Source organism: Salinimonas marina (genome assembly GCF_015644725.1).
Taxonomy (GTDB): domain Bacteria; phylum Pseudomonadota; class Gammaproteobacteria; order Enterobacterales; family Alteromonadaceae; genus Alteromonas.
Genome location: NZ_CP064795.1, coordinates 1,450,621 through 1,475,713 on the forward strand (window position 1 = coordinate 1,450,621; position 25,093 = coordinate 1,475,713).

General features: G+C 50.5%; 22 protein-coding genes, 3 tRNA genes and 2 pseudogenes. 21 read left to right on the forward strand and 6 right to left on the reverse strand.

The features are described 5' to 3' along the window. Positions 1 to 9 precede the first annotated feature (9 nt). Positions 10 to 765, reverse strand: a complete 756-nt coding sequence (moeB, locus tag IT774_RS06410; RefSeq protein ID WP_195811843.1) for a molybdopterin-synthase adenylyltransferase MoeB — start codon at positions 763 to 765, stop codon at positions 10 to 12. Between the two features lie 104 nt (positions 766 to 869). Between moeB and moaB the strand changes: the two genes are divergently transcribed. From moaB to IT774_RS06465, 12 genes and pseudogenes are all read left to right on the forward strand, one after another. Continuing rightward, a complete protein-coding gene (moaB, locus tag IT774_RS06415) occupies positions 870 to 1,379 on the forward strand; it encodes a molybdenum cofactor biosynthesis protein B (protein ID WP_195811844.1) in 510 nt (169 codons plus the stop codon). Further along, the gene (gene moaC / locus IT774_RS06420) at positions 1,379 to 1,861 is read left to right on the forward strand and encodes a cyclic pyranopterin monophosphate synthase MoaC (RefSeq protein ID WP_195811845.1); all 483 of its coding nucleotides are present in this window, start codon (positions 1,379 to 1,381) and stop codon (positions 1,859 to 1,861) included. Before moaB ends, moaC begins: the two co-directional genes overlap by 1 nt. Continuing rightward, complete coding sequence (locus IT774_RS06425) at positions 1,858 to 2,103, forward strand: MoaD/ThiS family protein (RefSeq protein WP_195811846.1); 246 nt, start codon at positions 1,858 to 1,860, stop codon at positions 2,101 to 2,103. The genes moaC and IT774_RS06425 overlap by 4 nt, the downstream gene beginning before the upstream one ends. A 1-nt stretch (position 2,104) precedes the next feature. Continuing rightward, the gene (locus IT774_RS06430) at positions 2,105 to 2,575 is read left to right on the forward strand and encodes a molybdenum cofactor biosynthesis protein MoaE (RefSeq protein ID WP_195811847.1); all 471 of its coding nucleotides are present in this window, start codon (positions 2,105 to 2,107) and stop codon (positions 2,573 to 2,575) included. Positions 2,576 to 2,643: 68 nt separating this feature from the next. Next, a complete protein-coding gene (modA, locus tag IT774_RS06435) occupies positions 2,644 to 3,378 on the forward strand; it encodes a molybdate ABC transporter substrate-binding protein (RefSeq protein WP_195811848.1) in 735 nt (244 codons plus the stop codon). Then, positions 3,375 to 4,055: a molybdate ABC transporter permease subunit gene (gene modB / locus IT774_RS06440; RefSeq protein WP_195812223.1), complete on the forward strand. Its 681-nt coding sequence runs from the start codon at positions 3,375 to 3,377 to the stop codon at positions 4,053 to 4,055. The genes modA and modB overlap by 4 nt, the downstream gene beginning before the upstream one ends. Before the next feature lie 100 nt (positions 4,056 to 4,155). Then, positions 4,156 to 4,470, forward strand: a pseudogene (locus IT774_RS17715) (ATP-binding cassette domain-containing protein); the annotation flags it as partial. A 219-nt stretch (positions 4,471 to 4,689) separates the two neighbouring features. Continuing rightward, positions 4,690 to 5,070 carry a TOBE domain-containing protein gene (locus IT774_RS17720; protein ID WP_269749799.1) on the forward strand — a complete coding sequence of 127 codons (381 nt, stop codon included), beginning with the start codon at positions 4,690 to 4,692 and terminating at the stop codon, positions 5,068 to 5,070. 1,023 nt (positions 5,071 to 6,093) lie between these two features. Then, positions 6,094 to 6,762 (forward strand): histidine phosphatase family protein, encoded by a 669-nt coding sequence (locus IT774_RS06450; protein WP_195811850.1) that lies wholly within the window; start codon positions 6,094 to 6,096, stop codon positions 6,760 to 6,762. A gap of 14 nt (positions 6,763 to 6,776) precedes the next feature. Further along, complete coding sequence (locus IT774_RS06455; RefSeq protein ID WP_195811851.1) at positions 6,777 to 7,997, forward strand: acyl-CoA dehydrogenase family protein; 1,221 nt, start codon at positions 6,777 to 6,779, stop codon at positions 7,995 to 7,997. Positions 7,998 to 8,000: 3 nt separating this feature from the next. Beyond that, positions 8,001 to 9,049, forward strand: a pseudogene (locus IT774_RS06460) (phosphotransferase family protein). A gap of 10 nt (positions 9,050 to 9,059) precedes the next feature. Continuing rightward, the gene (locus tag IT774_RS06465) at positions 9,060 to 10,034 is read left to right on the forward strand and encodes an NADPH:quinone oxidoreductase family protein (protein ID WP_195812224.1); all 975 of its coding nucleotides are present in this window, start codon (positions 9,060 to 9,062) and stop codon (positions 10,032 to 10,034) included. A gap of 112 nt (positions 10,035 to 10,146) precedes the next feature. Here the strand turns inward: IT774_RS06465 and IT774_RS06470 are convergent, their stop codons facing one another. Further along, a complete protein-coding gene (locus IT774_RS06470) occupies positions 10,147 to 10,914 on the reverse strand; it encodes an SDR family NAD(P)-dependent oxidoreductase (protein WP_195811852.1) in 768 nt (255 codons plus the stop codon). A 253-nt stretch (positions 10,915 to 11,167) separates the two neighbouring features. On the opposite strand from IT774_RS06470, the gene IT774_RS06475 reads away from it, so the two are divergent. Together IT774_RS06475 and IT774_RS06480 are read left to right on the forward strand one after the other, a co-directional pair. Beyond that, on the forward strand, positions 11,168 to 12,961 hold the full coding sequence (locus IT774_RS06475) for an acyl-CoA dehydrogenase C-terminal domain-containing protein (protein WP_195811853.1): 1,794 nt from the start codon (positions 11,168 to 11,170) through the stop codon (positions 12,959 to 12,961). Between the two features lie 191 nt (positions 12,962 to 13,152). Further along, positions 13,153 to 14,643, forward strand: coding sequence for a S41 family peptidase (locus IT774_RS06480; protein WP_195811854.1), 1,491 nt, complete (start codon positions 13,153 to 13,155; stop codon positions 14,641 to 14,643). A 160-nt stretch (positions 14,644 to 14,803) separates the two neighbouring features. On the opposite strand, the gene IT774_RS06485 is transcribed toward IT774_RS06480, so the two are convergent. The 4 genes from IT774_RS06485 to IT774_RS06500 all read right to left on the reverse strand — a co-directional run bounded on the left by IT774_RS06485 (position 14,804) and on the right by IT774_RS06500 (position 18,568). After that, complete coding sequence (locus IT774_RS06485; RefSeq protein ID WP_195811855.1) at positions 14,804 to 15,199, reverse strand: DUF3718 domain-containing protein; 396 nt, start codon at positions 15,197 to 15,199, stop codon at positions 14,804 to 14,806. Positions 15,200 to 16,209: 1,010 nt separating this feature from the next. Next, positions 16,210 to 17,130 carry a LysR family transcriptional regulator gene (locus tag IT774_RS06490; protein ID WP_195812225.1) on the reverse strand — a complete coding sequence of 307 codons (921 nt, stop codon included), beginning with the start codon at positions 17,128 to 17,130 and terminating at the stop codon, positions 16,210 to 16,212. A 259-nt stretch (positions 17,131 to 17,389) separates the two neighbouring features. Further along, the gene (locus tag IT774_RS06495; protein WP_195811856.1) at positions 17,390 to 17,557 is read right to left on the reverse strand and encodes an entericidin A/B family lipoprotein; all 168 of its coding nucleotides are present in this window, start codon (positions 17,555 to 17,557) and stop codon (positions 17,390 to 17,392) included. 24 nt (positions 17,558 to 17,581) lie between these two features. After that, positions 17,582 to 18,568: a mechanosensitive ion channel family protein gene (locus IT774_RS06500; RefSeq protein WP_195811857.1), complete on the reverse strand. Its 987-nt coding sequence runs from the start codon at positions 18,566 to 18,568 to the stop codon at positions 17,582 to 17,584. 335 nt (positions 18,569 to 18,903) lie between these two features. Between IT774_RS06500 and IT774_RS06505 the strand changes: the two genes are divergently transcribed. The 7 genes from IT774_RS06505 (at position 18,904) to rimP (ending at position 25,087) form a co-directional block, all read left to right on the forward strand. Continuing rightward, positions 18,904 to 19,197 (forward strand): 4a-hydroxytetrahydrobiopterin dehydratase, encoded by a 294-nt coding sequence (locus IT774_RS06505; RefSeq protein WP_408641211.1) that lies wholly within the window; start codon positions 18,904 to 18,906, stop codon positions 19,195 to 19,197. A gap of 179 nt (positions 19,198 to 19,376) precedes the next feature. Continuing rightward, a tRNA-Met gene (locus IT774_RS06510) sits at positions 19,377 to 19,453 on the forward strand. 73 nt (positions 19,454 to 19,526) lie between these two features. Continuing rightward, a tRNA-Met gene (locus tag IT774_RS06515) sits at positions 19,527 to 19,603 on the forward strand. A gap of 31 nt (positions 19,604 to 19,634) precedes the next feature. Continuing rightward, positions 19,635 to 19,711 (forward strand) — tRNA-Met (locus IT774_RS06520). A gap of 283 nt (positions 19,712 to 19,994) precedes the next feature. Then, complete coding sequence (locus IT774_RS06525; RefSeq protein ID WP_195811859.1) at positions 19,995 to 23,345, forward strand: MHYT domain-containing protein; 3,351 nt, start codon at positions 19,995 to 19,997, stop codon at positions 23,343 to 23,345. After that, complete coding sequence (locus IT774_RS06530; RefSeq protein WP_195811860.1) at positions 23,339 to 24,331, forward strand: response regulator; 993 nt, start codon at positions 23,339 to 23,341, stop codon at positions 24,329 to 24,331. The genes IT774_RS06525 and IT774_RS06530 overlap by 7 nt, the downstream gene beginning before the upstream one ends. Before the next feature lie 297 nt (positions 24,332 to 24,628). After that, complete coding sequence (gene rimP / locus IT774_RS06535; protein WP_195811861.1) at positions 24,629 to 25,087, forward strand: ribosome maturation factor RimP; 459 nt, start codon at positions 24,629 to 24,631, stop codon at positions 25,085 to 25,087. Positions 25,088 to 25,093: the final 6 nt, after the last annotated feature.

Sequence of the window (25,093 nt, forward strand, 5' to 3'; positions counted from 1 at the left end):
CAAGGCTTGTCAGGGACTTCCACACACGCTGCAAGCGGCTGACTTTGGCACCGTGAAAGTTTGCCACTGATGACAAAGCGCATCAAACAAAACCAGCTTACCTAAGGGCGGCTGGCCAAATTGTGCCAGCAGCTGCATGGCAATCAGGGCCTGTTGCAGGCCGATGATGGCGACCACTGGCGAAAAAATGCCCGACTCGGTACAGCTTGATACCGGGTCCGTAAACAGGTTGCCCAGACAGTGGTAACAGGGCATATCCGGCTCAAACCGGCTCACAAACAACTGGCCTTCAAAGCGAATGGCGGCGCCACTTACCAGCGGCGTCAACGCATTAACACAGCTGTGATTGATTTGTTCCCGGGCAGTTTTATGGTCGGTGCAATCCAGTACCACATCGTGTTGGCGGGCCAGCGCATCCAGCTGCTGCGGATCAGGCCGGTAGTCACGGCAGTTTATCTGGCAGTCAGGGTTAAGTTGCTGCAACCGCTGCCTGGCAGCGGTTACCTTTGACTGGCCCACACTGGCATCGGTAAACAGGATCTGCCGGGGCAGGTTAGTGGCACTGACCGTATCGTCATCCACCAGGGTGATCTGACCCACACCGCTGGCGACCAGGGACTGGGCCGCATGACAGCCCAGTCCCCCGACACCCATTACCAGCACCCTGGCATTTAACAAGCGCTCCTGGCCGTCCAGATCAATCTGTGGCAGCACGATTTGGCGGTTGTAACGCATTGCCTGGATTTTATTAAGACTATCAGACATACAAATGAGGGAATTTCAGAAATTTACCGGCCACGTTATAGCCACACTGGTTACTGGTACGATAACATTACCTTATTCGTTTCTTTTTGTCTGTTAAGAAAATTATGTCGCAAGCTGCTGTTTCGCTTAATATAGCTGTACTAACGGTGTCTGATACCCGCACCGTCGCTGATGATAAATCCGGTCAGTATCTGGTTGATGCGCTAAAGGAAGCGGGTCATGTACTGGTGGACCGCGCCATTGTGAAAGACGATATCTACCAGCAGCGAGCCGTCGTCTCTGACTGGATTGCCCGGGACGACGTGCAGGCGGTGATCAGCACAGGCGGCACCGGCTTTACCGGGCGTGATTCTACTCCTGAAGCATTAAGTGTGCTGTTCGATAAAACCGTAGATGGCTTTGGCGAGCTATTTCGTCAGTTAAGCTATGCAGAAATAGGCACCGCCACGATTCAATCACGGGCGTTGGCGGGTTTTGCAAATTCGACGGTCATTTTTTGCCTGCCAGGTTCAACCGGCGCCTGCCGTACGGGCTGGCAAAAGATTATCCGCAGCCAGCTCGACGCGCAGTTTCGGCCGTGTAACTTTGTCGGCCACCTGACCGGAGTCCTCTAATGAGCCAGCTTAGTCATCTGAATCAGCAGGGTGAAGCCAATATGGTGGATGTGTCGGACAAACCCGTCACCACCCGGGAAGCCACAGCCCAGGGCTTCTTAGTGGTCAGTCAGGAGGTGATCGAAGCGATCAGTGACGCGCGTATTGCTAAAGGTGATGTATTTGCGGTGGCGCGTATCGCTGGTATCCAGGGCGCCAAACGCTGCAGTGATTTAATTCCGCTGTGTCATCCCCTGGCGCTGTCTAAGGTTGATGTTCAGTTTGAGATTGATACCGCCCAAAACCGCATAAAAGTGGTGTGCTGGTGTAAGCTAAATGGTCAGACCGGCGTAGAAATGGAAGCACTGACCGGCGTTAACATTGCCTTGTTGACACTGTTTGATATGTGTAAGGCGCTTGACCCGGGAATGCGAATCGATGATGTTGGGGTAACCGATAAGCAAGGCGGGAAAACCGGCCACTGGAGACGTGACACCGTATGATCACTATTAAAACCTTTGCCCAGGTACGCGAGCTCAGTGGCTGTGCAGAAACGACTGCACTCTGGCAGCCGGATATGACCGTCAGCAGCCTGATGACGCAGCTGGTTAATCAGGACCCCGCGTGGTCGCAAGCGTTCTCCGGAAAGGTGCTTACAGCGGTAAATCAGACCATTTGTAGCACCGGGCAACCACTGAACGATAACGACGAGGTGGCTTTTTTTCCACCGGTAACCGGCGGTTAATATGTTTGCCCATATCTGCACGCAAGACTTCAACCAGCAAGCTTTATATGATGCCTTATTGGCGCAGTCACACCCGATGCCCGGGGCGATAGTGACATTTACCGGCCTGGTGCGTGACTTTAACGCCAGTGGCGCTATTGACGGCATGAGCCTGGAGCATTATCCGGGGATGACAGAAAAAGCCATGCTCAGCCTGTTGGAGCAGGCCAGCCAGCGGTTTGGCCTGGCCGGGGCAGGGGCGGTACACCGGGTGGGCAAGCTGGCAAACTTTGAGCAAATTGTCTGGGTTGGTTGCAGTGCTGCGCATCGCCAGGATGCCTTCGATGCCGCCAGTTTTGTCATGGATACCCTAAAACAGGCGGTGCCGATATGGAAACAAGAATATCAGCAGGGCCAGGCCCGGTGGGTGGCACCGAAGGCCAGTGATGAACAGGCTGCTATGGCCTGGCTGGGCTCCTTCACAGATAAATAACCAGGGATAAAATAATGGGGGTATTCGGTTTTGGTCTTCTGCGGCGCGGGAGCCTTTTCCTGACAGGGATGATGATATTGTGGTGTGGTGCGGTTCAGGCAGCCCCTCAGCCTTTGCATATTGCAGTAGCAGCCAACTTTGCCGAGCCAGCGCGTCTGATAGCCCGGCAATTTACCGATACGTACCATATTCCCACCCGCATCACCGTAGCCTCCAGCGGTACCCTGTATGTTCAAATTACCCATGGGGCGCCATTTGATGTGTTTTTGTCGGCCGATGCCCGGCGCCCCCGCCAGCTGGTAGCGCAGCAACAGGCACATGCTGACTCTCTGCATTCTTATGCCCGGGGGCAGCTGGTGTATCTAACCCGCGGTCCTGCGCCACGTACGACTTCCCAGCTAAGCCGGCAATTACGGCAAAGTGACAGTCGGCTGGCCATGGCAAATCCCCGGTTGGCACCCTATGGGCTGGCCGCGAAACAGACCTTGCAGGCTCTGCAACTTTGGGAAGGGCAGAAGCTGGTGCCGGTGCTGGGCAAAAATGTATTGCAGGCCGTGCAGTATTTTCGGCTGAACACCGTGGCGCACGCCCTGGTGGCCGCTTCACAACAGCCACAAGGGGAATACCAGCAGTTTGTGGTGCCTGCCAGTTTATATAAACCTATTATTCAGCAACTGGTGATCCCCGTGAGCGCCACGGAACCGGGCAGCGCCCGCAAGTTTATTGGCTTTTTGCTCTCTGATGCGGTGCAGCGGCAGCTGACCCAGTGGGGCTATTTGTGTGTCCGGGACGTATGTCAATGACTGGTGACTGGTCAGTGATTTGGCTCACCCTGAAACTGGCAGGGATCACCAGCGTGTTATTGTTAGTTATTGCTACGCCTCTGGCATGGTGGCTGGCGCGTTGGCAGCATCGCTTCAAACACTGGGTGTTAGCCGTAATAGCGCTGCCTTTGATATTGCCGCCCACCGTGCTGGGATTTTATTTGCTTATTGCCTTTGCTCCTGATGCCTGGCTGGGGCAGGTTTGGCAAGGCCTGACCGGCACTCAGCTAGCTTTTTCTTTTAGCGGATTGGTGCTGGGGTCGCTGATTTATTCGCTGCCCTTTGCGGTGCAGCCGCTGTATACCGGCTTTACCGGACTGGATAAACGCTATCTGGAGGTCGCACACACCCTGGGAATGAGCCGCTATGCCTGTTTTCGGCGCATTGTCATGCCTCTGTGCCAGTCGTATTTTATTATCGCCTTCGGGCTGAGCTTTGCCCATACCATCGGTGAATTTGGGGTGGTGCTGATGATTGGCGGCAATATTCCGCAGCATACCCAGGTGGTGTCGATTGCTTTGTATGACCATGTGGAGGCGGGTGATTATCGCAGTGCCCATACACTGGCATTCGGACTGTTGGTGTTTTCTTTTGCGCTTCTTAGTCTGTTATACCGGTTTAACCGCGGAGGAGGCCGGCAGTGGAATTTTCGGTAAGCTTTACCCCCGCCGCCGACTTTAGTCTTGATATTCAAATACCCGGTAACCGCCAGGAGGGGTTTTTGGGACTCACAGGGCCTTCTGGGCGGGTAAAAGTACTTTGTTGCGTTGTCTGGCCGGACTTGAAGAACACGCCACCGTGTCAGGCAACTGGCAGTCTGTTGAATGGAATAAGGCAAGGGTCGGGTTGGTATTTCAGGATTCGCTCCTGTTTCCGCATCTGTCAGTGGGGCAAAATCTGTTACTGTCCAACGATTTTGCCCGGAAGCAAACCCATTGGTTTGATGAAGTGGTGTTAGGCTGCCAGTGTAACCATCTGCTGCAGCGCATGCCTGCCAGCTTGTCCGGCGGTGAAGCTCAGCGGGTGGCCCTGGCGCGGGCGATTCTCAATTCGCCGGATATCTTGCTATTGGATGAGCCGGTGAGCGCTCTCGATACCCATACCCGTCATGCCATCCTGAGTTATTTACGCACCCTGGCCGCCGGTGGCTTGCCAATATTACTGGTCAGTCACGACTTATCTGATTTGTCAGTGTATTGTCCGTCGCTGGTGTACATTGAGGCGGGTCGCTGTGTCTTCTATGATCAGACTCAAAAGGTGCTGGATGAGGTGTACCAACATTCAAAATCTATGGCCACCACGCGTTTTGGGTTATTACAGGGCCCGGTTGTCGAGACGCATCCACATGGGCTGGTGGAGTTTTGCTGTGAGGGCCAGAGCTTGTTTGCCGAATACCCTTTTATTCATAATGAGCAGGTGGCATTGTCGATTGCTGCCGGGGCGGTCACCATTGACCGGGAATTGAACGCGGCCAGCAGTGCTACCAACTGTTTTGTGTGTGTGGTGCTGGCGGTGAAGCCTGAGGAAAATGGCCACTTTCTGGTGGCGCTGGGCTGTGGCCAAACCCGACTCTATGCACGGCTCAACGCCATCGCCTACACGCAGCTGAATTTACAAACGGGCGAGCAGGTGGCTGCCCGTTTTGCCACTCATTCCTTTGATGCGACTTGAATCCGTGACCACCTGAGCCCGGGCAATATTGGTCAGGCCTGGTCGGCATCAGAGCACAAGAGTTCGTTCCAGTTAGACAACTTTCCCATCTTGCAAACCGGCCGTGAGTTTGCCCGCCCGTAACTAAACGCCCCAGGCCATCTGGTTACCTGAACCTTTGCATCTTACGGCATGTCGCAAAGCGCGATGATCGTTGAGGGTAACCGCATAACGAACATTATCCCGTCCAGGTACATCGACAGCCCATGAGTCGGTGTTTGCTTCACTACAGCGATGTGATGATAGGGAGTGACTGTCCACAATTGATAAGGAGTTACAGTGATAAGAAGTGACTGTCCACAATCACTGGCATCGGGTTACCTGAACCTTCGCATCTTACGGCATGTCGCAATGCGCGATGATCGTTGAGGGTAGTCGCATAACGAACATTATCCCCTCCAGGTGCATCGACAGCCCATGAGGGGGGGCAATGCCAAGATGTAATGATGGGGGATGATTGTCCAAGATTGATAAGAAGTGACTGTCCACGCTTGATATCCAGGTACATCGACACCCCATGAGTCGGTGTTTGCTTCACTACAGCGATGTGATGATAGGGAGTGACTGTCCACAATTACTCTTCTTAATCACTTCTGAGCTAACAGCCTGCGGCCCGCTCAGCAGCACGGTACAGTGGCAGCTCTGAATGCTCCTGCACTATGCATGTGGTGCAGCACACATCCACACTTTCAAAATATTGGTATTCACCCGGAGTGTGAGTGGAGGTAAAGAGCGGGCTATGGGTCTTGTTGCGATAGGGACACTGATAAAGGAGGAATAAAGTGGCGGGCAGAAAGAATCTTCTTGTGACAAAAGAACACAGCAGCCACTACCACAGCGCGTCACGAACTGCTGTTGATTGAGCTGGCTCAATCAAACGGTAATAACCAGATAACAAGGGTGAATGGCGCTTTATTCAGAATATTAATTAAACTTATCACCCGGCTTCCCCTAGTATGGAAAAAAACACAATACGCAGTGGTTATGACAGACATTTATCTGGTGCGCCATGGTCAGGCTTCATTTGGCCATGAAAATTATGATGTACTGAGTGAATTAGGGCATAAACAGGCGCGCTGGCTGGGAGAGTGGATGTCTGCAGCGGGGCTGCAATTTGACCATTTTTACAGTGGCACCCTGATGCGACAGCAACATACTCTGCATGCGCTTACCGACGCTTTGCAACAGCCGGCAACAGAGTGTCTGCCGCAATTTAACGAATTCGATTTTATGCAGGTGGTTAATGCATTTTTAAAGCAGAATCCTGACCAAAATCATCAACAACCCGATCGCCGGTTTTGGTTCAAAACTTTGCGAAAAAGTATGCAGGCGTGGTCCAGTGGCGAGCTTAGCGTAGGTGAACATGCCGAAACCTGGCCAGAGTTTCTGGGGCGGGTGCGAGACGGGCTCAATCAGGTGATGAGTGAGCAGCACGAGCGTGTGGTGGTCACTACCAGTGGCGGTGTTATTGCCGGTGCTGTAGGCCTGGCTCTGGGATTATGTGCGCAGGATATCATTAAGCTGAATCTGCAGATCCAAAATACCAGTATTACCCGGCTTATCGCCAAACCTCAAAGTTGGGCGTTGCACAGTTTTAATACGGTTCCTCATCTAAGCTCACCAGAACGGGCACAACACATCACTTATGCGTAAGTGAAGGAGACACAATGCACTTCGAATACAATGAAAAAACCACCCGGCTCGCAGAGCAGCTGACCGCCTTTATGGACCAGCATGTGTATCCCATAGAACAGGAATACAGCACCTTGTTCAGTGAGCCTCACCATCAATGGCGTACTCCGGAAGTAATGGATGAGCTTAAACAAAAAGCCCGCGCCGAAGGCTTATGGAATTTATTTTTGCCAGAAGAGTATCAGCCTTATGGCGCTGGCCTGACCAACCTGGAATACGCCCCGCTGTGTGAAATTATGGGGCGGGTATTGTTCAGCTCGGAAATATTTAATTGCAGTGCGCCGGATACCGGCAATATGGAAGTGCTGGCCAAGTACGGCAGTTCAGCACAGCAACAAGCCTGGCTCACGCCGCTGTTAGAAGGCCAGATTCGTTCTGCCTTTGCCATGACCGAGCCGGATGTGGCCTCGTGTGATGCCACCAATATTGAAACATCTATCCGCCGCGACGGCGATAACTATGTCATCAATGGCCGTAAATGGTATACCAGCGGGGCGATGAACGATAACTGCAAAATACTGATTGTCATGGGTAAAACCGATCCAAATGCGCCTCGACATCAACAGCAGTCGCAGATACTGGTGCCCATGGATACCCCCGGCGTCAATATTGTGCGGCCCATGTCGGCCATGAATATGCTGGATGAGCCAATCGGCCATGCGGAAATTGTGTTCGACAATGTCAGGGTACCTGCACAGAATATTATTTTGGGCGAAGGTCGAGGGTTTGAAATTGCCCAGGGGCGGTTGGGGCCGGGCCGAATTCATCATTGTATGCGCTTGATAGGCTGCGCCCAGCGGGCCCTGGAGATGGCATGTGAGCGGGTGAATCAACGTGTGGCCTTTGGCAAACCGCTTGCCAAACAACAGTCAGTACGCGAGTCTATTGCACAGATGCACTGTGATATAGAGCAGGCCCGCTTACTGACCATGAAAGCCGCCGACCAGATGGATCGTCATGGTAATAAAGTGGCCAAAGATATTATTGCGGCGATCAAAATTGTGGCGCCTAAAATGGCCTGCCGGGTTATCGATGAGGCCATTCAGATGTTTGGCGGCATGGGCACCAGTCAGGACACGCCATTGGCAGCGATGTATGCCTATGCCAGGACCATACGCCTGGCGGACGGTCCGGATCAGGTGCATATGATGCAATTGGGTAAAAGCCTGATAGAAAAAAGGCAGGGAGATAAGTAACCAATGAAAGTAAGTCAGCTCGATGTTGTGGCGCTTAACCGGTACTTAAAAGCCGAAGTTCCTGAACTTGGCGAGATCACCGGGTATGAAAAATTCAGTGGCGGTCAGTCAAACCCAACCTTTTTGTTGTCCACCACCAACGGTCGATATGTTCTGCGTCGCCAGCCCCCGGGGCGCTGTTAAAGTCCGCCCATGCGGTAGACCGTGAATATACAGTGATGCAGGCGCTGGGCAACACCAGGGTGCCTGTGCCACAAATGCTGCATCTGTGTCAGGACAGTACGGTGATTGGCAGCCTGTTTTTTATCATGGAGTTTGTAGAAGGAACCATTTACTGGGAAGCAGCGCTGAGTAAAGTCGATGACAATACTGCCCGGGGACAGATGTATGATGCCATGAATCAAACCCTGGCAGCCTTGCATGACATAAACCCGGCCAGCATTGGTCTTGAAAACTTTGGTAAGCCGGGCAACTACTTTGCTCGTCAGGTCGATCGCTGGACGACTCAGTATCGTGCCTCGCAAACCCAGGATCTCGAGCCCATGGAAGCGCTGATTACGTACCTGAACCACAATATTCCCGCCGATGACGGGCAGGTGGCATTGGTACATGGCGACTTTCGTCTGGATAACATGATATTTAGCAATGAGCAGCCGGATAAGATTCTGGCGGTGCTGGACTGGGAACTATCCACATTAGGCCATCCATTTGCCGACCTGGCGTATCAGTGTATGCAATTACGCCTGCCTGCCAATTTACCGCAGGCCCCTGGCCTGGGCGGATTGGCTCGCGCTGACCTTGGAATTCCGACCGAGCGTGAGTATGTGCAAAGCTATTGCCAGCGACGAAATATCGACGGGATTGAAAACTGGCCGTTTTATCTGGCTTTCAGCTTTTTCAGACTCGCCGCCATTATCCAGGGCGTAGTTAAGCGAGCCCGTGATGGTAACGCATCAAGCGATAAAGCCGCCGAAATGGATCGTATGGTCGCGCCGCTGGCAACGATGGCGATGGATGTGGTAAACAAGGAGCAGCCTAATGTCCAATTCTAAAATATCAACCATGCAAGCAGTGCAATGTCATCAGTTTGGACCGGTCAGTGATTTAACCGTAGAGTCGATTTCCCTGCCACAACCCGGTCCCCACGAGATACGTATACAGACACATGCCTGCGGGGTGAACTTTCCTGACGCGCTGATGGTCCAGGGCAAATATCAGTTAACCCCGGATTTTCCGTTTACGCCGGGGTGTGAAGTAGCAGGCACCGTCAGTGCTATCGGTGACCAGGTTAAACATTTTTCGGTAGGCCAGAAAGTGGCCGCGGTATGCCAGCTGGGCGGGTTTGCCGAATATGTCGTTGTCCCTGCTCAGCAGGTGCTGCCCGTTCCTGACTTTATTGATATGAAAGAAGCCGCGGCGTTAATTACGGCGCACGCGACGGCGCATCACGCATTGAAGCAGCGGGCTGATTTACAGCCAGGTGAGACCCTGGTAGTCACCGGAGCGGCAGGCGGTACCGGGCTGGCGGCGGTGCAAATAGGGAAGGCTATGGGGGCCCGGGTTATCGCGGTGTGTTCAGATGAGGCTAAGTTAGCGCTGGCCAGAGAAAACGGCGCCGATGAGGGCATCAATTATAGCCAGAATGACTTTAAAGAAGAGTTGAAGCGTCTGACTAACGGCAAGGGCGCAGACGTGGTCTATGAATGTGTCGGTGGCGCTACCTTCGATACCTTAAGTCGCAGTATGGCGTGGGCAGGACGGCTGCTGGTGGTAGGCTTTGCCAGTGGCACCATCCCCAAATTGCCGGTAAATTTAGCGTTGGTAAAAGGCTATGCGTTGGTCGGGGTCTTCTGGGGTGTTTTTACCCAAAAATCCCCAGAGGTTTTTATGCAGAATATGCAGGAACTGCTGGGTTGGTATCAGCAACACAAAGTGAAAGTGATTATTGACAGCACCTATTCGCTGAATGAAGTGAGTAATGCGCTGCAAAAGCTGACCGACAGAGCGGTAAAAGGAAAACTGGTGTTATTGCCGTAACGGTGTACTTAAACCATTATATGTTTATAAAAAACAGGACCTGAGGTCCTGTTTTTTGTTTTTATCCGCCGATTTCTTCTACGTCAAATTCTGAGGCAAGAAGGACACTGTGTTACCAGGCGCTCATACCACCATCCAGGGCTATCGCCTGGCCATTCATAAAGCTGTTGCCCGGCGACAACATCAACACCATGGTGTTAACCACTTCCTGAGGATCGGCCATGCGTTTCATAGGGCTGCCGATGGCCAATTGTGCACGGCTTTCTTCTGAAGTAAACCCGCCCAGATTTAACAGGTTGGTGGGGCTGAAAAACGGACAGATGGCATTAACTCTGACATTTTTACGGCCATATTCCACTGCCGCGGTTTTAGTAATGCCGGTGACACCATGTTTGGCCGCCGCATAGGGCGCTGCTTTGGGGGCGCCGCCTAAACCTGCCATGGAACTTACATTCAGTACATGTCCTTTGCCATTGGCGATCATCGCCGGAATCTGGTGCTTCATGCCAAACAATACGCCTTTGAGGTTCACCCCCAGCTGCAAGTCGATGGTGGCTTCATCCATGGTATGCAACGCGCCCGGTTCGTGTGCAATACCGGCATTGTTCACCGCAATATCAAGCTGGCCATAACTTTCAAGGGCCAGTCTGACCAGGGCTTCACTGGTGCTTTCTTTAGCAATATCGCCAGCCATGCTCACCACGTCGGCACTGGCTTCGCGTAAATCTTTGACGGTTTGTGCCAGTTTTTCTTCATTGATGTCGGATAACACCAGCTTGCAGCCCCGATAGGCCAGGGCATCGGCCAGTAACCGGCCAAAGCCGTCAGCGGCACCAGTGATAAGGGCGACCTGGCCCTGAAAATTTAGCAGTGGATCCATGAACTTTATTCCTTAAAAAATGATGTCTAGCCCTGTTATTACGTGCTGAAGGGTAATTGTCAAATGTTGTGTCGCCTCAGACATTCTGCATAGGCAGTGAGGCACCGCCGCTTCACCGGGGTTGTACCCTTGTATTCAATCTAGTGATAGATGCCTATCAGCCCAATCAACTTGGCTGATTGAACCAGCTTACTTAGTATCGGTAACCAACAGAAAATGTTGTCAGACCAGTTATCTTCAAGGCAGGCTATTCATGGAAAATTATCAATCTCCCCAGCGCGACGCACAGTTTGTCGCCTATGAACTTTTCGACTTTCAGAGTCATTATGACCGCTTAGGTTTTTCCGAAGCGTCTCAGGATCTGGTGAAAGCGATCCATACCGAAGCCGCTAAGTTTGCAGACAATATTTTGGCGCCGATCAATCAGATAGGGGATCAGCAAGGGTGTACCTTTGATGAAGGCACCGTGACCACCCCTAAGGGGTTTAAAGAAGCGTACCAGCAATATGTGGAAGGTGGCTGGCCGAGTATGTCGCATCCAGAAAAGTGGGGCGGCCAGGGTCTGCCTTATTCGCTGTCAACCTCAATTGCCGAGTACTTTTCCGGTGCTAACCATGCCTGGGCGATGTACCCGGGTTTGTCGCAAGGCTGTATTTCGACCATTTTGAGCCACGGCACCGAGGAACAAAAAGCCCGGTTTTTACCAAAACTCATCGAGGGTCAGTGGGCCGGGACCATGTGTCTGACCGAAGCCCATTGTGGTTCGGATCTGGGTTTGTTGCGTTGTAAGGCAAAACCCAATGAGGATGGCTCGTATTCACTGACCGGCACCAAAATTTTCATCTCTGCTGGCGAACACGACCTTGCCGATAATATTGTACACGTGGTGCTGGCACGCCTGCCCGATGCCCCCGCCGGCACCAAAGGTATTTCGCTGTTTATTGTGCCAAAATTCAATGTTACTGAAGATGGCGAGGTAGCGGATAGAAATCAGGTCACCTGCGGCAGCATCGAGCATAAAATGGGTATCAATGGCAGTGCCACCTGTGTCATCAACTTTGATAACGCCAAAGGCTTTCTGATTGGCGCAGAAAACCGTGGTCTCAACTGTATGTTTACCTTTATGAATGTGGCGCGAATTGGTACCGGTCTGGAGGGCATGGCCGCCAGTGAAGCAGCATTACAGGGTGCTTTACGCTACGCCCAGGACCGGGTTCAGTTCCGCTCGCCGACCCAACGCGATGGTACCGCTCCGGCCGATGAAATTATTGTGCATCCGGATGTACGCCGCATGTTGTTAACCCAGAAGGCTTTTGCCGAAGGCGGACGCGCGCTGGCTTACTACTGCATGCAGCAAGTGGATGTCTCCCAGCACAGTGAGTCCGCTGAAAAACAGCAACTGGCTGAAGCCCGGCTGGCGCTGTTGACCCCTATTGTAAAAGCCTTTTTGACCGAGACCGCTCAGGAAGCCACCAGTTATGGTATTCAGGTGTTTGGCGGGCATGGGTATGTCAGGGAGTGGGGGATGGAGCAGCTGGCCCGGGATACCCGCATCAGCACCTTATATGAAGGTACCACCGGTATTCAGGCGTTAGATTTACTGGGCCGCAAGGTACTGGGTTCAAACGGCGAGCTGCTCAGTGTGTATATTAAAGAAATCAGTGATTATTGTGAGGCTTTCAATGGTGATGTGCCTCAGCAGCACTGGTGCGATACCCTGCAGGGCTATATGCAGCAATGGCAGGAACTGACGCACCATGTGGGCAGCCAGGCTGCTACCAACCCTGATGAGCTTGGCGCCGCGTCGGTGGACTATCTGATGTATTCCGGTTACGTGACGTTTGCCTACTACTGGCTGAGAATGGCCACTACTGCCAGTACCAAATTGGCTGAAGGGGCCACTGAGACCGATTTTTATCAGGGCAAAATAGAAACAGCCCGGTTTTTCTTTGAGCGCCTGCTGCCACGCAGTCAGTCTCATGCGGCCGGAGTTAAGGCGGGAGCAGCCAGCCTGATGTCTATCGGGGAAAGCATGTTTAAAGCCTGATTACCGGTCGGTAGTCTAGCTGGTTAGAGCAAGTATGCTTAAAACGGGGCCATCACGGCCCCGTTTTTGTGTGCGTCTGGCACGGTAGGGTGCATTTGAGCGGTTGTAACGGGTGATACCGCAAACCAACCTCGGTTAATACCCGGATTGATGCTAATAATATATTTCACGGTTTTGAGGTTAAAGATATAATGAGTATTAAAGGGTTATTCTTAGCGGCAACCACCCTGGGATCGTTTCAGACGTTTGCCGACAGCGTCTGGACGCCGGTGATACAACACGACCTTACGCATATTTACACCACTGTTAAAGATAACCACCCTGAGTATGTTGATACACAAAATGACTATTTCAGGCAGTGGCTTGAACAGGGATACCAGCAAGGATTAAAAAATGCTGAGGCCGCTGAATCGCTTAATGATGCGATGACCCTCATTAGCACCTATGTTGCCGGTTTTGCCGATGGTCACTTTTTTTTGCATCTGAACTACCAACCAAAAACGATAAAATGGGCAGGCATTCAAATACGACGTTTTGGTTACGACTACCGGGTTGATTACACCGACAGTTCATTTTCTGCATCAATGCCTGCACACCGGGCAAGGCTGGTTTCGTGTGATGGTCAGCTGGCTGAAGACATCATGAACAATGAGGTACTCAAGGCTCGCTTCAATGCCCCTGACCTGAACTCAGCCAAAGTACGATACGCGCCAATGCTTCTGGCCGATGACGGTCTGGGACAGCGCACGTACTTCAGTCACTGCCGCTTTGAACACAATGAAAAAAACCGCGACTACACACTTGAATGGAAGACCGTTTTAGTCAGTGACTACACTCAAAAGACCACCTCGCCATTTACCCCGCCTGACTACAGTTTTACCATTGTAGCGCGAGACAAGTATTGGATTACCCTGCCGGGCTTTTCTCCGGATAATAACGAGAAGGACACATTGCGCAGCATTTTTAAGAAGATCGCCGCGGTGCGCACCACTGCCAGTCATTTTGTAGTGGATGTGAGAGGCAATGGTGGCGGTAATTCTCAATGGGGGGTGGAGGCAGCGAAAGCATTGTATGGTGACGCTTTTATTGAAAAATATCAGCAAGCACATTCTGATGAAAGCTATGCGTTGTGGCGGGTGAGTAATGACAATATCCAATACCTGCACAATGCTTTACCGGGGATAGAAGAGCAATTTGGTAAAGCCAGTGAGGCATACACTGCCTTTACCGCGCTGGTGGCTAATATGAAAAGGACACTTGAGCAGGGAGATAAATTAATCCGGCAAGGAGGCGAAACGTCTTCAGTGCAATCTGCGTCTATCAAATCGTCAGCCGAGGCGTCGTCCACGTTACCGGCTGCCGCCACCCAGGCGAAAATTTTGTTTGTTACCGACTCCAGATGTGGCAGTGCCTGTCTTGACTTTGTAGATTTAATGCTGGGATTACCTAATGTGGTACATGTTGGGCACGAAACCAGCGCCGATACTGTGTATACGGATGTTCGTCCGGGGCAACTGCCCAGTGGCCTGGGGCGCTATTCCCTGGCGCAAAAGGTATACCGGGACCGGCCGCGAAAGCACAATGAAAGCTATGTACCAACGCATTTTTATCCTGGTGATATTGGCAACGCTGACAGGTTAAAACAATGGCTGTTTGAGGAAGGGGTTGAACCGTTGCAGTAGTTTATTCAGGCGGTATCGAGGATGAGCGCCTTACGGTTTGTGGGACAACATGTACAAATAAGGGTGCTATAACGGGATGCGGCCCCGGAGGGGCCGCGGAGTGCGGGCGAACCCGCTACCATGTTGAAATGATTACATGGTGCAACATCCTGGCGCAAGCCTAGATGCGTTGTTGAATTTCGCTGGCGATAGGGCTGGTCTGAAAACCATTTTCCGCAATCCATGCCTGTAGTGTTTTACCATCTGACTCAGGATTTTGTAGCTCACGTGAAGGCATTTTCTTAACCAGCAGTGTACCAACCTCAACTGAGTTGCTTTGAATCGCCGTGCGAATCAGGCTTTGGCCATTGCACGAAATTCCAGAATAATAATCGTGTAGCTTCAGACGGTAATCTGATTGTACCGCACGCATTTTTTTGCGCAGTTCGCCTTTATCATCTGCTTCTACGATAGTGCAGATATTAGCCAGAGCATTTTCGATGCTGGCGTTGGCCGTGCCGCAGAACAATAGTGACGCTGCAGCGATAGATAGAGATGCTTTAACAATTTTCAACATGGTTACATCCTTTGTGAGAAAGTTCGTTCCGAAGACGGTGTGTTTGTTCGGGAGCTATTAGAAGCGATCTTATCGTTCAGAAAAACAGCAACGGCGATACTAAGGTATGCAGGATGATAACGTAAAGGCCCAATTTCATTAAGGTTAAAATGTAAACAATTGAAAAATAAGAGATATGTAGTATACGTAAATGGTAGCATGTTTTGGTTATTTTGTATTATCTATCCTATTTCAAATAATAAAGTGCTAATTATATCTTTCCTTGGATTGCGCGCACGCACAGACCGGCCTTACCAGTATAGATCTTCACACCCTGGCGGGACGCTTAAGAGATACCCATAGCCATCAAAAGATTGTTTGCAAGGGGGCAAATAAATGAGACCTGTTGGCGTGGGCGGCGGTTTGGGTGGGTCTTGGCAGTAAACCCTGCCCGTAGGGCCGGGCCAGTTACAGGACATGGTGAGACAGTGTTCGTGACCCGCATTGCCTCCGGTATCTTGTTTTTTCCAGGCTTACCTTTCCAGCTAGTGGTTCGAGCATTTTAGGGGGCACCGTGGCAGACCCGCGCCCGGCAGCCCTGGTATAGAAAAGCTGGTGTAGGAAGCCCGGTATAGAAAGCCCGGTATAAGCAGCCGGTAGAGTAATGCGGGCAATGTGAGAGGCGAATCTATTGGTGCTGCAAGGTTTTGCAGACGCCGCCACGGGCCGGGATAACCATTCGCGCGCGGCTGTTAACGCCACCCTTTGGACGTACCGGCGTTGCCTGCCAACAAGCGTCCTGCTGCTACCGCAAGCATCAGTCATTCACTCACAATGCCTAACATGAGCTAACGGTGCTCCGACGGTTCTGATATACGTCCTCCGCTGGTGTACTGGTTAACCCGGCCAGGTGTTTTACTGAAACGGAAACTGAAATGGCAATAAAAACGGCGACGGCACCGCACCATAAAATTAAGGCTTGCACGTAGCCCGTACAGGGTAGGCGCAGCAGCTGCGGTAGACAGGCCGCTCTAGTGGGGCTGATAGGCACGGGCCACATCCATAATCTGCTCGCGCATCCAGATATGGGCCTGGTCATGATCGGCACTGACATGCCAATATAGAAAATACTCAATAGGAGGCAGCTCGAACGGCATATCATAAATAGCTAAATCATAGTGTTTTGCTAAATGATAGGGCATACAGGTAATTAAATCGGTTTTCACCACCGTACTTGGAACCGTGAGAAAGTGTTGCCCCCGCATCACAATACGTCTGCGTTTGCCGAGTTTATCTAATGCCACATCAATTGGTCCCGGCCCGGTTTTACGTTGGGAGACATTGATATGGCCGAGTTTTAAAAAGGTTTCCAGGCTTAAGCCGTCGGCCAGCGCTGGATGATTTTTACGCGCCAATACCACAAGGTTGTCATCAGCAATTTTTTGTTTACACAGGTGCGGATCGGCAAAAGTGGAGGCGTCGGCGAAAAAATCGAGACTGCCGCTGGCCATCGCAGAGACAATATTAGCCCGGCTTACATCATAGTTTGTCAGGCTGATCCCAGGCGCCACATCCTGTAACTGTGCCATTAATCGCGGCATGATACTGACTTCCAGTAAATCCCGGCTGGCAAAGTTGAAAGCCTTTTCGGAGGTCAGTGGATTAAACACATGGCTTTCCTGCACACTGGTGCGCAATAGCTTCAAGGCTTCTCGGGCCGGCACAATGATATTTTGTGCCACCGGCGTGGGTGTCATGCTATGGCCAGTTCGCACAAACAGTGGATCGTTAAGCATATCCCGCAGCCGGGACAGTGAATTACTCACCGCCGGCTGAGTGATACACAGAACATCGGCGGCTTTCGTCAGACTTCCGGCGGTGTAAATGGCGTCAAATACCGCAAACAGATTCAGATCTATCCGGTTTAAGTTTACCGGTAACGCAGAACGCATTTTTTCCACTGCCCTATATCCCTGGTTAGTTTTATTAATCACTGTATTTTATTAATAAAAGGCCTGAACATTCAACAGCCTGATAACACATTTCGGTCTAACAGGGGCGTAGGCGGGTTAAATCAGAAAATTGTTGAGGCGTTTTTAAAAAAGGTAGCGCGCTAAAGCGCCGAAGGAAAAGAAATAGAATAATACAAGAAAAGCAAAAAAATAGGCGAGCACCACCTGGGGTGCTCGCCTGAGTCAAATACTGAAGTACTTAGTTTGATGCATCGTCGGCAGTTTCAGAAATTTCCTCGCCCGCTGATTCGATGTCTTCACCAGCGCCTTCCATTGTGGCACAACCCGTCAGCAACGAAGATAGGAATGCCGCCAGCACGACAAAATAACGGGCATTTAGCATTTTGGTGTTTTGCAGTGATTTCATGATTTATTTCCTTCTAGAGTGATTTTAATTGTCTGCTTCAGCATTATCCGCATCATCAGACGGGTTACTACTGGTACCCCTGGTTGCGGTGGTACCGTTATCTGAGTGAGTTTCAGACTTTCTGGAACTCAGCATCGTATTCAGTTTTTCGCCCCGTTTGGCATCAAAATCCAGTGTCCGAATGGGGAAGGGGATCAAAATGTCAGCTTCATTCAGGGTCCGTTGAATCGTCACAATGGCATCGTGACGTGCCTCCATAAACCCGGTTTCACCCGGGTAAGTAATCCAGAACCACACCAGCAGATTAATACTGGAATCACCAAATCCTTCGGCATAAACCGTGGTTTCGTCTTTCTTTATTACGTAATCTTTTGCATTTAGTGCTTCTGTTAATATGTCTCTGGCCCGTGCAGGATCATCAGCATAGGAAATACCTACCGGAATTTCTATCCGGCGAACACCCAATACCGAGTAGTTGGTCATGATGTTGCGAAACAGTATTTTATTCGGAATGATTTCCCGTTGACCATGAAACGTCTGCACCAAAGTATTTCTTAAATTGATGGACTCCACATTACCAAATACACCCTCGGCGCTGATCACGTCGCCAATTTCGAAGGGCTTGCGAATGCCCATGGCGATACCGGCAATAAAGTTTTCAGTCAGATCCTGAAAGGCAAAGCCAATCGCCAGGCCTACAATCCCGGCGCCCGCCAGCAACGAAGTCACCGTCCCTTGTAAACCCACAAAGTCCAGGGCAATAAAGACCCCGGCGGCCAAAATCACAACTTTAGCGATGGCGGTAATGAGGTCGGCGATTTGTCTGGACTCGAAGGTGCGCCGAAGAATTTTTTGAATGACATTACCTGCGACCTTGGCCAGGATGCCAAAGAACACAGCGATAAAAATTGCCACGACAATATTGGGCAAGTGCTTGATGCCTTCTTTAAGCCAGGTTTCCAGCTTGCCGTTGATCAGCGAATATACTTCGTTTATTCGTGGAATATCCATGGGACTCCTCAATGGTTACCTTTGCTGGCCTGCGCAGCCATGGTTCAATAATAGTTCCTGCCTGTGAGTTTTTACTAAGTTTCTGTTTATGAGGACTAATTTGAATAGTAGCTACGCATTATTTCCCCAAAAGTTTTATCCAAACGAGAAAATCATCCTGTGGGGGAAGATTTAGCCTGCTAACGGTCTTATAAACGAGGATGTAAAGATAAATGAGCGGCGTGAGTAAAAAAGGTCATGGCCTCGACGGTCAGGAAGTCGCATCCAAAGCACAGATTTGCTACAAAAGATAAAGCCTAAGTACAAAGCGGGAGAATAAGGTTGTGTCTCAAAAAATGACAGAAGAACAAATCAACGGTGCGCTTGAACAATTAAATAATCAAATTAGTGATGACACCCGTTGGGTACGTGAGGGCGACACCATCAAAAAAACCTTTGTGTTTAAAAGTTTTATCCGGGCGTTTGGCTGGATGTCGCAAATTGCTATCTGGGCAGAAAAACTGCGTCACCACCCTGAATGGTTCAATGTGTATAACAAAGTCGACGTCACCCTTACCACTCACGATGTCGAAGGGTTGAGCGAACTCGACTTTAAACTGGCAGAAAAAATGGAAAAATTTGGCCGTTAAAGCACAATGCTGATTAAAACCGCGGGATTAGTAATCAATCTGAGCAATTATTCTGCGGTTAGTAAAAAACTAACTAAATAAACCAATCAGGGGCTTGCCAAGCATTAGTCCCTATGTATAATACGCACCACTTGAGCGGAGCAGGTCACCAGGACCACACGTTCAAATGATAGTTCGGACGCGGGATGGAGCAGTCTGGTAGCTCGTCGGGCTCATAACCCGAAGGTCGTTGGTTCAAATCCAGCTCCCGCAACCAAACATCTGATTGAACAAAATACAGGTTCAGTCGTAGTAGTATCTAGCAACATTATGTTGTAAAAAGTTTCTGGCGCGGGATGGAGCAGTCTGGTAGCTCGTCGGGCTCATAACCCGAAGGTCGTTGGTTCGAATCCAGCTCCCGCAACCATTTTCATAATCCAGAAATTAACCAGTTCAGACGCGGGATGGAGCAGTCTGGTAGCTCGTCGGGCTCATAACCCGAAGGTCGTTGGTTCGAATCCAGCTCCCGCAACCACATTTGAAGCCACTCAATTTGAGTGGCTTTTTTTGTATCTGGTGTTTTATTTTACCAGCCCTTGGCCTTAAAAGTACCAATGGGTATTGGTCTGCACACGCTTTAGCAAATCTTCATACCTCAGTTGTGCCTCACAGTTGATACAGTGGCAGCATTGATTCAATGTGCTTATGTGATTATTGATCTATCTTTGAAACGATGCCGGTTGCCTTAAGCGGGGACAGCAATCAGCGTTGAGTTTCAAAGTGCTCATCAGTCTTATCTAAAAGGATGTTCAGACAATATGCAATTTGTCGATTGGGTAGTGAACTTTTTTCAGGTTTCGCCAAACGCGTTAGTCCTCACAGGCTCCTATTCGGCCTCGTTAATTGGCCTGTCTCTTACCATCGCTATCTTTGCTTCCTTTATGGCGTTTACCGTGGCGCATCAGGCTGCAACCGCCGCCAGTCGTTTGCAAAAGCAACTGCTGTTATTAGTGGGGAGTATGGCTTTAGGGGTGGGGATCTGGGGCATGCATTTTGTTGGCATGCTGGCCTTTGATTTATCTACCCCGGTACAATATGACTTGCGAAATACTTTTTTGTCCTTCATTCCCGGCTGGTTGGCTGCATGGGTCGCGTTAAGCCTGTTAACCAGTAAAACCATTCATCTGCGACAAATATTAATGGGCGGGTTTTTAACCGGCGCGGGCATCGGCTCTATGCATTATACCGGTATGGCGGCGATGGAGATGGCCCCATTACTAAAATACAACGCCACTGTGTTTGGTCTTTCTATCATTGTTGCCGTGGTGCTGGCGATGCTGGCCATCTGGATCCGGTTCGGTCTGGCCCGGGTGCAGCGACTTTCCGGAGCGCATTATCGGGTGATTGGTGCTGCCAGTGTGGTCATGGGCCTGGCCATCGGTGCCATGCATTATACCGGCATGTCAGCCGCGCGTTTTGTCGCCCCAGCCGGGGTTGATTTGCCTCAGCAGCAGGGACATATTTCTGTGTTACTGGCCGCTATGGTGGCTTTTTTGATCGTGGTTTTTATTGCCGTGGTGCTGGGCGTCAGTGTCCTGGTTAAATACCGAAATGCTTCAAAAGAAGCCAAGCAAAGTCAGCGTACCCTGTTAGCAATGATGGATACCGCGGTAGATGGCATCCTTACATTTGATGGTCGCGGTAAAATACTGAATGCCAACCCGGCTGTGTGCGAGATTACCGGTTACAGTCGCGAAGAACTGCTAAACCAGAATGTCCGTTTGTTGATTCCCGAAAACCGGCGTCGTATCTACGATCCGGCACTTGACGCTAATAAGCTCAATAGCCTGAAAAGTAAAATTATGAATGGCAACCAGGATCGTCAGGCCTTGCATAAAAACGGCCACCTGGTGCCTATTCGAGTTGGCGTTGGACACACCAAAGTGGCTGACAAGGATTATTATGTAGCGTTTTTAAGCGACATCCGTGAACGCATCAGTATGGAAAAACAGCTACGCAGTAACGAAGCAAAGTTTCGGTCCTTTTTTGATAATGTCCCCGGTCTGGCTTACCGGTGCCTGGATGAACCCGGTGGGCCGATGTTATTTGTTACTGATGCTATTAAAGCCATGACCGGTTATCCGGCCAGTGACTTTGTGTTACCCAATCCTCGCCGTAGCTTTTTAGATTTGTATCATCCGGATGACTTGCCGACCATTGCTAAAGCTAACGGCAACAAAAAAACATTTGTTCTTGAGTATCGCATAATACATCGAGATGGCTCGATTCGCTGGTTTCGGGAGCAGGGCGTCGCGGTGCAAAGTGAAGAAGAAAATGTGCGATGGCTTGATGGGTTCATCTTTGATATCACTGAGCGCCGTACCATGGAAAATGAATTGGTTCAGGCGAAGGTCGCCGCCGAGCAAGCAGCGTCTGCGCGTTCCTCGTTTTTAGCCAATATGAGCCATGAAATCAGAACGCCGATGAATGCGATTATTGGCTTTAGTGACCTGATGTTGCATGAAGCCCTAAACAAAGAACAGCACAAGCATGTGGTAACAATCAACCGCTCTGCCCGTTCGTTGTTGCACCTGTTAAACGATATTCTGGACAGCGCCAAACTGGATAAAGGCAAGTTGGATCTGGATCTTCGTAATTTTGTCTTAACTGAAGAAGTCGATACGGTCGTCAGTACGTTCTGGCTGGAAGCCAAGCGAAAGTCGCTGGAGCTTGAAATTGTTATGGAAGACGGCTTGGAACCGGTGTACAACGGCGCGCCTGAAAGAATACGTCAGGTGCTGGGTAACCTTATCAATAATGCGGTTAAATTTACCGAACAAGGCAGTATTACGTTAAAGGTTGGTCCGGCTAAATCTGGGTTTATCGGGTTTACTATTCGCGATACGGGGATAGGAATGAGCAAAGAACAACTGGCACGGGTTTTTGATGCCTTTGCCCAGGCCGATGCTACCATGAGCCGCAAATTTGGCGGAACCGGCTTAGGCACCACCATCAGTAAACAACTGGTAGAGCTGATGGGCGGCAGGATTTCAGCTAAAAGTGAACCAGGCCACGGCAGTGAGTTTTATTTTGAGTTGCCGCTGGCTGCGGCCAATGCTGATGAGCGCTGCATCAGTGATAGTGAGCTGGAGGTTCCGGCCCAGCACATTTTGGTAGTCGATGACATCCGCCAGAACATCGATCTGATATGCCTGTTACTCAAGCGCCACGGCCATTCGACCGAAGTAGCCCGAAATGGTCAGGAAGCGCTGGACTTAATGGCCTGCCGCGATTTCGATTTGGTGTTAATGGATTTACAGATGCCGGTACTCGATGGCCTTAGCGCAGCACGTCAACGCCGAGAATATGAACGTCAGAACCAGCTGCCACAATTGCCTTTTATTGCGCTTACCGCCAGCGTTCTGGTGCAGGATAAAAACGCGGCGATGAATGCCGGTATGGAAGGCTTTGCTAACAAGCCGATTGATTATGAGCAGTTAAATCGGGAAATGGCCCGGGTGCTGGGACTGATTGAAGACCTTCCGCTGTCACCAACTGAACAGCCGCAAAACGATACCGATATGCAAATGGTAGACTGGGCTAAAGGCGAGCTGTTATGGGGCAACCAAGGGGCCCATGTTGAAGAAATACGTCGTTTTTTAAACGGTTTTGATATGGCCTTTTCAAGTTTGCAAAATGCGGTGGCGACCGGAGATACCCAGGCCATAAAATCGATAAGCCACTCATTAAAAGGAGTGACCGGTAATCTTGGGTTGAATATGCTGATGACCAGTTTCAGGCAATTAGAGCAAAGTGCCTCACACTCTGGTAAAGCCCAGGATTTGTTGGATATGGCAGCCATTCAGGTGAAGTACCTTCACAATGAGCCTGCGCTTATTAAACCAGCTCAACCAGCAGGTCGGGACGGGCAGTTTGATGCAGAGACGTTGTACGAGGCCTTGCAAATACTGCACACCAGCGTCATCCAAAACCAGGTGAATGAAGTGCACCTTGAAGCACTACAAGCCATGCCTGCGGGGGAGTTTGCCTCGCAACTTCAAAGTGTGCTGACCGACATTGATGATTTTGAATTTGAACACGCCGCAAATAAATTGACAGTCTTGCTAGGGAAGTTGCAGGAAGTAGCACATGAGGAACAACCATGCTAAATACACAACGTACCGCAACGTTGTTACTGGTGGATGATGAGCCGGTTAACTTAAGGGTACTAAAGCAGCTACTCGGTGCGCACTATAATCTGGTATTTGCAAAAAATGGTGAGGAAGCCATACGTCTGGCTACCTCGCAATTGCCTGATCTGATTTTACTGGATGTGATGATGCCGGGCATGACCGGCTTTGAAGTTTGTCAGTCGCTGAAACTCAGAACCGAAACCCGGGCAATCCCGATAATTTTTGTTACCGCCTTGAGTGAGGAACATGATGAGGCCCGTGGCTTTGAAGTCGGAGGGGTGGATTATGTGACCAAACCAATTTCACCCTCAGTGGTTCAGGCCAGGGTCAAAACCCATTTGTCCCTGATGCAGGCAGACGAGCTTAAACGCACCCGTTTGCAGGTCATCCAGCGATTGGGCCGGGCGGCCGAATACAAAGACAACGAAACCGGCATGCACGTGCTGCGAATGAGTCACTTTTCAAAAGTATTGGCGCTGGCCTGGGGGTTTTCAGCGGATCAGGCCGATATTTTGTTGCATGCGGCACCGATGCACGACATTGGCAAAATTGGCATTCCCGATGCTATTTTGCAAAAGCCGGACAGACTGACGGATGAGGAGTACGAAATCATGAAAACCCATCCGCTCATCGGCGCAGAAATTCTTGGGGATGCGAACTCTAAATTATTGCAAATTGCCAAGTCGGTGGCATTAACCCATCACGAAAAATGGGATGGCACGGGCTATCCAAATGGTCTAAAGGGTGAACAAATTCCCATTGAGGGCCGTATAGTGGCAGTAGCGGATGTGTTTGATGCACTAACCAGTAAGCGTCCCTATAAAGGTGCCTGGACACTGGAACAGACGCTGGCCGAAATGCGCGCCCAGAAAGGCCGGCATTTTGAACCCAGGCTGGTGGACCTACTGGAGCAGAACCTGGATGAAATTCTGACTATCAAAGCGCAGTTTGAAGATGACTGAGCCGCGCGGTTGCTAAGTTACTTCAGAGCCAGTATACTATGCGCACATAACCAGCTGGAGTAAGCATTAGCTATGCGTACTTATGTTTTTCCAGCCGTTTTTTGTTGTTAGGCATTAACATGGCAACAACAAAAAATGTGTGCAACTGCCAGTCTGGTAGTCTGGGTTCAGTTTTTTTCCAAAAAGCCCCGCTGGTCCGGGGCTTTTTGTTGTATCGACTTTGAGCCGTAGCTGCTCAGACAGGGTGTTAATTATCAGTTGGGCTTTAGGCCCTTTTTTTGTTTTTGGAGGTTAGGATTGGCAAAGCTTGAAGATAAGCTGACCGAAATGCTGGAGCCGGCGGTAGAGGCGTTGGGCTTCGAACTTGTGGGTGTCGAGTATGTTCGTGCTGGTAAGCACTCAATTTTGCGAGTGTATATTGAGCATGAGAATGGCATCACCGTAGATGATTGTGCGGACGTCAGTAATCAAGTTAGCGCAATCCTGGACGTCGAAGATCCCATTAGCAATGAATATAATCTGGAAGTTTCTTCCCCCGGTATGGAACGGCCGCTGTTCAAAGAAAAACACTTTGCAGACGCGGTCGGTGAAATCGTACAGATTCGTCTGACAATGCCCATGGATAACAGACGCAACTTTAAAGGACCATTACTTGCCTGTGAAAACGGCACGGTAAGTATTGAAGTGGATGGCCAGCAGTTCCAGTTAGCTGTGGCGAATATCGATAAAGCTAACGTTGTTCCCACATTCGACTAACGGAAC